An 8978-nucleotide genomic window follows, 5' to 3' on the forward strand; every position below is an offset into this window, starting at 1 on the left:
AAGGATCACGTCACTCGCATGTTTGATCTCGCTCCGGACGCTGACGCGCGTGCCCCGCCGATGCCCATGGACCGAGACGGGTCTAGCCTCACTATGTGGACAATGCAACCGACGAGCAGCAGCGCAGCCGGCCCCGCGTCGGGCACATCCAGTTCCTGAACTGCCTCCCCCTCTACTGGGGTCTGGCGAGAACGGGGACGCTCCTCGATCTGGAGCTGACGAAGGACACCCCGGAGAAGCTCAGCGAGCGGCTCGTCCGGGGCGATCTCGACATCGGCCCCATCACCCTCGTCGAGTACCTCCGCAACGCGGGCGCCCTGGTGGCCCTCCCGGACATCGCCGTCGGCTGCGACGGCCCCGTCATGTCCTGCGTGATCGTCTCCCAGCGGCCCCTCGAGGAGCTCGACGGGGCGCGCGTCGCGCTCGGTTCCACCTCCCGCACCTCCGTACGCCTCGCCCAGCTGCTGCTCGCCGAGCGGTACGGGGTGGCGCCCGACTACTACACCTGCCCCCCTGACCTCGGCCTGATGATGCAGGAGGCCGAGGCGGCCGTCCTCATCGGCGACGCCGCGCTCCGGGCCTCGCTGCACGACGCGCCCCGGCTCGGCCTCCAGGTCCACGACCTCGGCCTCATGTGGAAGGAGTGGACGGGCCTCCCGTTCGTCTTCGCCGTGTGGGCGGCCCGCAAGGACTACCTGGCGCGCGAACCGGAGACCGTCCACGAGGTGCACCAGGCGTTCCTGGCCTCGCGCGACCTCTCCCTCGAGGAGGTCACCAAGGTCGCCGAGCAGGCCGCCCGCTGGGAGACCTTCGACGCCGAACTCCTGGAGCGGTACTTCCGTACGCTCGACTTCCGCTTCGGTCCCGAGCAGCTCGCCGGGGTCCGCGAGTTCGCCCGCCGCACCGGCCCCACGACCGGCTTCCCGGCGGACGTCAGGGTCGAACTGCTCCCGCCCGTAAGGGGTTAGGGCCCGCCTTTCCCGTCTTTCCCGGTGAGGGCCGGCCGCTCACCAGGACGGAATCCCGGCAGAATCCCGGCGGAATCCCTGAGGTATCCGGGAGGTATCCGAACGGGACCCCGGCGGTATCCGTGGGGTTCCCTTTACGGACCCCTCCCGGCCCCCCGGAATTCGCCGCCGCGTCCCCGTCCGGTAATTCGCCCGTGAATCCGCGCCCCTCCGGGCCGACGGCACCCACCGCCGCGTCCGGCCGCATCCGGGGCCGCGCCCGGCGGCACCCCACGGAAGCCGCGAGGAGCCCTGGCGTACGCTGGTTCGGTCTGCAGAACCCCTCCGAAAGGGACACATCCGGTGACCGAGAAGGCCGAACTCCAGTCTGTTCTCGACCGCGCCGCCGCGGGTGGCCGGATCACCCCCGAGGAGGCGCTCGTCCTCTACCGCTCGGCGCCCCTGCACGCCCTCGGCGCCGCCGCCGACGCCGTGCGCCGCCGCCGGTACGCGGGGACCGAGCACATCGCGACGTACATCATCGAGCGGAACATCAACTACACGAACGTCTGCGTGACGGCGTGCAAGTTCTGCGCCTTCTACGCGCCGCCGAAGGACACGAAGAAGGGCTGGACCCGCGACCTCGACGACATCCTGCGCCGCTGCGCGGAGACCGTGGAGCTCGGCGGCACCCAGATCATGTTCCAGGGCGGCCACCACCCGGACTACGGCGTCGAGTACTACGAGAAGCACTTCGCCGCCATCAAGCAGGCCTTCCCGCAGCTGGTCATCCACTCCCTCGGCGCCTCCGAGGTCGAGCACATGGCCCGGATCTCCCAGGTCTCCGTCGAGGAGGCGATCACCCGCATCCACGCCGCCGGTCTCGACTCCTTCGCGGGCGCCGGCGCCGAGCTGCTTCCGGAGCGGCCCCGCAAGGCCATCGCCCCGCTCAAGGAGAGCGGCGAGCGCTGGCTGGAGATCATGGAGATCGCCCACAAGCTGGGCGTCGAGTCCACCTCCACCATGCTGATGGGCACCGGCGAGACCAACGCCGAGCGGATCGAGCACCTGCGGATGATCCGTGACACGCAGGACCGGACGGGCGGCTTCCGGGCCTTCATCCCGTACACGTACCAGCCCGAGAACAACCACCTCAAGGGCCGCACGCACGCCACGCTCTTCGAGTACCTGCGCATGATCGCCATCGCCCGGCTCTTCCTCGACAACGTCGCGCACATCCAGGGCTCGTGGCTGACCACCGGCAAGGAGGTCGGCCAGCTCTCCCTGCACTACGGCGCCGACGACCTCGGCTCGATCATGCTGGAGGAGAACGTCGTCTCCTCGGCCGGTGCCAAGCACCGCTCCAACCGCCTGGAGATCATCGACCTGATCCGCAAGGCGGGCCGCGTCCCGGCGCAGCGCGCCACCACGTACGAGCACCTCGTCGTCCACGACGACCCGGCGAACGACCCGGTCGACGAGCGCGTCGTCTCGCACATCTCGTCGACCGCGATCGAGGGCGGCACGGCCCACCCGGAGCTCAAGCTCCTCGACGCCAACTGACGCGCGCGTGCTCACGATCCACGTCGCCGAGGCGTCGCCCGAGACCGCCGTCCTGGTGGACGGCGGTCTGATCGCCGCCGTCGGCCCGTACGAGGACCTGGCCGCCGTCCGCCCCGAGGCGCGGGTGCGGGAGTGGCCGGGCATCCTCACCCCCGGGCTCCTCAACCCGTTCGGTCCCGAGCTCCTGGAGGGCATGTACCACCCGGACCCCCGGGAGGCCGTCGGGTTCGGCACCGAGCCGATCCCGGGGGAGCGGGCGCAGCGGATCTTCCGGGCCGACCCGTCCCGACGCGGTGCCTCCGCGCGCCGCGCGGTGCAGCGGCTGCTCGCCCACGGCACGGTCGCGATCGCCGGCGAACTGCGCGACCGGGCCGCCGTGGACGCCGTACGCCGGGCAGGTCTCGCCCTCGCCCGACGCCCGGAGCGGCTTCCCGGCCCGCCGTCCTTCTCCCCGGCGCCGCTGGTGCTCCTGCCCGGCCTGGCGCCGGGCGGCCCGGCCCGCTTCGCCGTCTTCGACGTCCCGGACCGGGCGGCCCTGGTCCGCCTCGGCGCGTCGACCTGCGTGGCCACGGTCCTCGGCGGCCGACTGGTCTACCGGGCCCGCTGACCCTTCCCCGAGGCCGCCCCGGAAGGCTCGCCCAAGGAAAGCGGCGACTGCTTCGCCTCCACCGGACGCGCGTCCGCCTCCTTCACCAGGGCCAGGAAGCGCGGGTCCTTGGCGACGTTGGACAGATCGCGCACCGTCACTGGCGCCCACACTTTCCCGGCGTCCACGATGAGATTGACCACGCTCTTGCGGTACCAGTACTGCGTGGTCACCCTGTTGCCCAGCTCGCTGAATCCCCCGGCCCTCAGCCGCGTGTCCTCCTCACAGGTGGGGGCGTCCTTCGGCTCGTTCTCGCAGAGCCGGTCGCGACCAGCGTCCGGCCGTACCGACGCGACCATGCGGAAGGTCTCGCCGCCCGCCTTGATCCGGTACTCGGCCGTCCGGTCCTTCACCGGACGGATGTCGGTGATCGTCGCGGGCAGCAGCTCGTCCAGCAGAGCCGCCATCTTCTGCTGGTGCTGGGCGCGGCGCTCCCGCTCGGCCGGGGGCAGCCCCTCGGGGTTGTCCGGCGGCGGGACGCCCGGCGTCTCCTCCACGACCACCGGGGGATAGCTCGCCTTCGGGCCCCCGCCGACCACCGACACCCCCGGGACGGTCGTCCCGGGAGCGGCCCCCGGCAACAGCGCGAGACCGAGGGCCCCCGCCGTGACCACGCCGAACGCGGCAGCCCCGACCGCGAACCGGGACCGGGCCCGCCGCCTGAGGCCCTCACGCACCGCGAGCGGGGCGAGGTCGGGCAGCGGCGGCAGACCGTCCGTCGTCCGGTCCATGGCGTCGCGCAGCAGAACGATGTCGTCGTTGTCCTTCACGGTGGACCTCAGCCTTCTGTGATCGAGAGCCCGGCGTCGGCCAGGCGGACGCGGAGTCGGGCGAGGGAGCGCGAGCACTGGCTCTTGACGGTGGCCTCGCTGCACCGCAGCAGCGAGGCCACGGAGGCCACGCTCTGGTCGTCCCAGTAGCGCAGCACGACCATCGCCCGTGCCCTCGGCGGCAGCTCGGCGAGCGCCGCGAGCAGCGTCACGCGCAGGTCGGCGTGGTCGGCGGCGGGTTCCGGCACCGTCCCCCCGGTCCGGGTGAGCAGCAGCAGGTCCCGCAGCCGCCGCCGCCGCTCCGCCAGGAACGTGCGGGTGAGCACCGTCTTGGCGTACGCGTGCGGATGGTCGGCGGCGCCCGCGCGCCGCCAGTGCTGGTACAGCTTGGCCAGCGTGGTCTGGGTCAGGTCGCGGGCGGTCTCGGCGTCGCCGCAGAGGAGGTACGCGGTGCGGTACAGCCGCTGCTGCCCCGCCCGGGCGTACTCCTCGAACCCGTCGGCCGCCGGGCCGGCCGACACGCCGACGGAGGGGTCGGCCGATCGCCCGGCGGACACGCCGACGGAGGGGCCGGCCGCCCCGTCGTCCCGCCCGGCCGGGGAGCCGGGTCTCACTTCGATCGGTACCGCCATCGCGTTCCTGCCTTCTCTCGCCGTCGGTGTCGGCCGGTGTCGCACACTCATCCGTCCTTGAGCGCGGACGCGCCGAAAAGGTTGAAGCGGTACGAGGAGACATTTCGGCGGCTGCCACAATGACGGGGTGACCCGAGCATCCCTGGACAAGCAGCCGCACGAAGTCGCCTCGATGTTCGACGACGTGGCGGCGAACTACGACCTCACCAATGACGTGCTCTCCCTGGGCCAGGACCGGCGGTGGCGCAAGGAGGTCGCGAAGGCGGTCGACGCCCGCCCGGCGCAGAAGGTCCTCGACCTCGCGGCGGGCACGGCCACCTCCTCGCAGCCCTTCGCGCGGGCGGGGGCGTACGTCGTGCCCTGCGACTTCTCGATCGGCATGCTCCGCGTCGGCAAGCAGCGTCACCCGTGGATGCCGTTCACGGCGGGCGACGGGACGAAGCTGCCCTTCCGCGACGACGTGTTCGACGCCGTCACCATCTCCTTCGGGCTCCGCAACATCCAGGACACCGAGCAGGCGCTGCGCGAGCTGTACCGGGTGACGAAGCCCGGTGGCCGGGTGGTCATCTCCGAGTTCTCGCACCCGACCTGGGGGCCGTTCCGGACGGTGTACGAGGAGTACCTGATGCGCGCGCTGCCGCCGGTGGCCCGCGCCGTGTCCTCCAACCCCGACGCGTACGTGTACCTCGCGGAGTCCATCCGGTCCTGGCCGGACCAGCCGACCCTGGCGGGCATGCTCCGGAAGGCCGGCTGGTCGAAGGTGGCCTGGCGGAACCTGTCCGGCGGGATCGTCGCGCTCCACCGCGGCTTCAAGGCCTGACGGCCGCATCACGTACGACCGCTTCGCGTGGAGGGCGTCGACGACGCCGAGCTCGGGGGGAGTCCAGGAGGGCGGCGAAGGCCCGCGGGCAGTCGCCGTCCTCGTCGTCCTGGCCGGTGAGGGCGACGAGCAGCTCCGGGTGACGGGGCCGGTCACGGGTGATCACCGTGCCATCGCGCACAGCACGTGGAAACGCGCGTTCGTCACGGGGGAAAGCGGTGGGGTGACCCTCCGGTCCCGGCGCGACCGGCCCCCATAGACTTCGACACGTCCTTCCATCGCCGAACCACCGGGAGAAACCGCCGTGAGCGAGCAGCCCCTCTCCGAGCACACCGCGGACGTCATCGTCGTCGGAGCGGGTCCGGCCGGCTCCACCACCGCGTACTACCTCGCGAAGGCGGGACTCGACGTCCTCCTCCTGGAGAAGACGGCGTTCCCCCGCGAGAAGGTCTGCGGCGACGGCCTCACCCCCCGTGCCACCAAGCAGCTCGTCTCCATGGGCATCGACATCTCCGAAGAGGCCGGCTGGCTCCGGAACAAGGGCCTGCGGATCATCGGCGGCGGCGTCCGCCTGGAGCTGGACTGGCCGGAGCTCGCCTCGTACCCGGACTACGGACTCGTCCGCAAGCGCGACGACTTCGACGAGCAGCTGGCCCGCCAGGCGCAGAAGGCCGGCGCCCGCCTGTACGAGCGCTGCAACGTCGGCGCCCCGGTCATCGACGACCGCACGGGCCGGATCACCGGCGTCCACGCCAAGCTCGGCGAGGAGAAGCGCGAGGTCACCTTCCACGCCCCGCTGGTCGTCGCCGCCGACGGCAACTCCACCCGGATCTCCCTCGCCATGGGCCTGCACCGGCGCGAGGACCGGCCGATGGGCGTCGCGGTCCGCACGTACTTCACGTCTCCCCGGCACGACGACGACTACCTGGAGTCCTGGCTGGAGCTGTGGGACCGGCGCGGCCCGCAGGACCGGCTGCTTCCCGGCTACGGCTGGGTCTTCGGCATGGGCGACGGCACCTCCAACGTCGGCCTCGGCATCCTCAACTCCTCGAAGGCCTTCCGCGAGCTGGACTGGCGCGAGGTCCTCAAGGCCTGGTGCGCCTCGATGCCGGAGGACTGGGGCTTCACCCCGGACAACATGACGACGCCGATCCGCGGCGCCGCCCTCCCGATGGCCTTCAACCGCCAGCCGCACTACACCAGGGGCCTGCTGCTCGTCGGTGACGCGGGCGGCCTGGTCAACCCGTTCAACGGCGAAGGCATCGCGTACGCCATGGAGTCCGGCCAGATCGCGGCCGACGTGATCGTCCAGGCGCACGCCCGCACCACCCCCGCCCAGCGCGAGCTGGCCCTGCGGAACTACCCGCAGGTCCTCAAGGACACCTACGGCGGCTACTACACGCTCGGCCGTGCCTTCGTGAAGCTCATCGGCAACCCGAAGGTCATGAAGATCGCGACCCAGCGCGGCCTGACCCACCCGCTGCTGATGAAGTTCACCCTGAAGATGCTGGCCAACCTCACCGACCCGACGGGCGGCGACGCGATGGACCGCATCATCAACGGCCTGTCGAAGGTGGCCCCGAAGGCCTGACCCCGGTCGTACGCACGACGAAGGGCCGTCTCTCCCCCGAGGAGTGACGGCCCTTCGTCGCGAGCGGGAACGGATCAGAGGATGCGGACGGCGCCCGAGGGGGTGTCCCAGTCGAGGGAGCGCTCGACGACACCGGTCGACGGGTTCTGCGCGCCGACGTACATGCCGCCGCCCACGTAGATGGCGACGTGGTACGAGTTGCTGCGGCCGCCCCAGTACAGGATGTCGCCCGGCTGGAGGTCGCTCAGGGAGACCGAGGTGCCCATGCTCGACTGGGAGTACGAGATGCGGGGCAGGTCGATGCCGGCCTCGCGGTAGGCGGCCTGGACGAGGCCGGAGCAGTCCCAGGAGTTGGGGCCGGTGCCGCCGGAGACGTAGGCGTCACCGATCTGGGCGCGGGCGAAGGCCACGATCGCGGCGGCGGAGCCGGAGGGGGCCTGCGTCTGGCTGTCGTTCTCCGAGGCGGAGGACCCGCTGTCGGAGGACGAGGACGACGAGGAGCCGTTGTCCGAGGACGCGCTCGCGGACGTGGCGGCGAGCCGGGTGCGCTCGCGGTCGCGGGAGGCGCGCTCCTCGGCCTCCTGGCGCTCCTGCTCGGCCTTGAGGCGGGCCTCCTCGGCGCGCTCGGCCGCGGCCTTGCGGTCCGCCTCGGCCTTGGCCTTCTTGGCTTCCTTGGCGGCCTTCTGCAGCGCCGCGTTCTCCTGCGTCTGGAGGCTCTGGTCGAGCGCCTCCTGATGCGAGGCCTCGGCGGCGGCGGCGACGGCGCTGGCGAGGCCGGCGCCGGTCTCGAGGGAGCCCAGGGTGGGCATTTCGATGGTCTCGGTCACCGGCTCGGCATTCGCCGGCCCGGCAGCACCGGCCACCGCGATGGTGCCGAGGACGCCACCGGCGACTCCGGCTCGCAGCGCGAGCTTCGAGGCGCTGCGGCGGGGCTTCCGGTGGCTGGGTATGTGAGCGGTGTGGGACATGGGTACAACCGCTATCAGGGCTTCACGGTTCCTTCAAGAAACGTGGAGTGCGCCACAGTTGCGTTTGGAATCGGATAATCCGCTTCTGCGGAGCCCTTATTGACGCCGTAACGGGCAAAACGGGCACGCCTCAATCGGCCCTTGATCACAGGGTTTCACTGAAACGTCCGAATTGCCCGCCGCTTACCACCTCTTGACGCCGATGGCCAAGCCCCGGATTTTTGACGCCTTCGACCTGTGGTGCAGGTCACACCCGCGTCTCACGAACGCTCGTGAACGCGCGCACACGTCCACCCGCGTCCGCCGAGCCCCTCGACCGGGCGACGGGCGGATCCTTTATCAGTCGGATCCGTCTATCGCCAATTTGCCTGTAGGGGGCATCCTTTGATAGTGGACACCCCCTCCGATCAGCGATTTCCGATCCGGATGTCACATCTGGTGATCGCCTGGGCGCTTCGCGTGACAATCTCACCGCTCATCCGACTTCATGATCCTTCGTCGGGTGGTGGAGATCACAAACTCACTGCCGTACCCCGTGTCGCAGATCACAGATGGGCGGGCATAAGATGCGGGACAGCCGGGCTTGTGAACTGCCTCACATGGGGGTGATCTTTCAGGTCCGGCCGTGCGGTCCAACGGTCAAGGACGACTGGAAGGAGCGAGGAGCGTGAATGCGTACGCGCCCGTCCTCGTGCTCGGTGCCCTGGGTGCGGGGTTTGCGATCTTCTCCGTGGTCATGGCCACGCTTATCGGTCCAAAGCGATACAACAGGGCAAAACTTGAGGCGTACGAGTGCGGCATCGAGCCGACACCCACTCCCGCCGGCGGCGGCCGCTTCCCGATCAAGTACTACCTGACGGCGATGCTCTTCATCGTCTTCGACATCGAGATCGTCTTCCTCTACCCCTGGGCCGTCACCTTCGACGCCCTGGGGCTTTTCGGGCTCGTGGAGATGTTGCTCTTCGTGCTCACCGTCTTCGTCGCCTACGCCTACGTGTGGCGTCGCGGCGGCCTGGAATGGGACTGAGGGGCTGAGGGGCA

9 protein-coding genes are annotated in these 8978 nt (G+C 70.7%); 6 read left to right on the forward strand and 3 right to left on the reverse strand.

Annotated features, from left to right (window positions below):
• Positions 1 to 95 precede the first annotated feature (95 nt).
• The 3 genes from ACFWUY_RS24965 (at position 96) to ACFWUY_RS24975 (ending at position 3117) form a co-directional block, all read left to right on the forward strand.
• A complete protein-coding gene (locus tag ACFWUY_RS24965) occupies positions 96 to 968 on the forward strand; it encodes a menaquinone biosynthetic enzyme MqnA/MqnD family protein (RefSeq protein WP_384113166.1) in 873 nt (290 codons plus the stop codon).
• Positions 969 to 1310: 342 nt separating this feature from the next.
• Positions 1311 to 2510, forward strand: a complete 1200-nt coding sequence (mqnC, locus tag ACFWUY_RS24970) for a cyclic dehypoxanthinyl futalosine synthase (protein WP_384113169.1) — start codon at positions 1311 to 1313, stop codon at positions 2508 to 2510.
• A 7-nt stretch (positions 2511 to 2517) separates the two neighbouring features.
• The gene (locus ACFWUY_RS24975; protein ID WP_384113173.1) at positions 2518 to 3117 is read left to right on the forward strand and encodes a hypothetical protein; all 600 of its coding nucleotides are present in this window, start codon (positions 2518 to 2520) and stop codon (positions 3115 to 3117) included.
• Here ACFWUY_RS24975 and ACFWUY_RS24980 read toward each other — a convergent pair.
• The gene (locus ACFWUY_RS24980; RefSeq protein ID WP_384113176.1) at positions 3102 to 3926 is read right to left on the reverse strand and encodes a hypothetical protein; all 825 of its coding nucleotides are present in this window, start codon (positions 3924 to 3926) and stop codon (positions 3102 to 3104) included. The genes ACFWUY_RS24975 and ACFWUY_RS24980 overlap by 16 nt on opposite strands.
• An 8-nt stretch (positions 3927 to 3934) precedes the next feature.
• Complete coding sequence (locus ACFWUY_RS24985; protein ID WP_384113248.1) at positions 3935 to 4447, reverse strand: SigE family RNA polymerase sigma factor; 513 nt, start codon at positions 4445 to 4447, stop codon at positions 3935 to 3937.
• A gap of 238 nt (positions 4448 to 4685) precedes the next feature.
• On the opposite strand from ACFWUY_RS24985, the gene ACFWUY_RS24990 reads away from it, so the two are divergent.
• Both ACFWUY_RS24990 and ACFWUY_RS24995 read left to right on the forward strand, forming a co-directional pair.
• Positions 4686 to 5378: a demethylmenaquinone methyltransferase gene (locus tag ACFWUY_RS24990; protein WP_384113179.1), complete on the forward strand. Its 693-nt coding sequence runs from the start codon at positions 4686 to 4688 to the stop codon at positions 5376 to 5378.
• A 304-nt stretch (positions 5379 to 5682) separates the two neighbouring features.
• Positions 5683 to 6969 carry a geranylgeranyl reductase family protein gene (locus ACFWUY_RS24995; protein WP_384113182.1) on the forward strand — a complete coding sequence of 429 codons (1287 nt, stop codon included), beginning with the start codon at positions 5683 to 5685 and terminating at the stop codon, positions 6967 to 6969.
• A 74-nt stretch (positions 6970 to 7043) separates the two neighbouring features.
• Here the strand turns inward: ACFWUY_RS24995 and ACFWUY_RS25000 are convergent, their stop codons facing one another.
• Positions 7044 to 7937 carry a C40 family peptidase gene (locus tag ACFWUY_RS25000; protein WP_384113185.1) on the reverse strand — a complete coding sequence of 298 codons (894 nt, stop codon included), beginning with the start codon at positions 7935 to 7937 and terminating at the stop codon, positions 7044 to 7046.
• A 667-nt stretch (positions 7938 to 8604) separates the two neighbouring features.
• Between ACFWUY_RS25000 and ACFWUY_RS25005 the strand changes: the two genes are divergently transcribed.
• On the forward strand, positions 8605 to 8964 hold the full coding sequence (locus tag ACFWUY_RS25005) for an NADH-quinone oxidoreductase subunit A (RefSeq protein ID WP_019888619.1): 360 nt from the start codon (positions 8605 to 8607) through the stop codon (positions 8962 to 8964).
• Positions 8965 to 8978: the final 14 nt, after the last annotated feature.

The sequence above is a fragment of the Streptomyces sp. NPDC058664 genome, assembly GCF_042716635.1.
Lineage (GTDB): Bacteria > Actinomycetota > Actinomycetes > Streptomycetales > Streptomycetaceae > Streptomyces.

What these genes read in the sequence shown, in the direction of transcription:
- ACFWUY_RS25000 (WP_384113185.1), bottom strand. Translation starts at nt 7,937, where the DNA reads ATGTCCCACACCGCTCACATACCCAGCCACCGGAAGCCCCGCCGCAGC.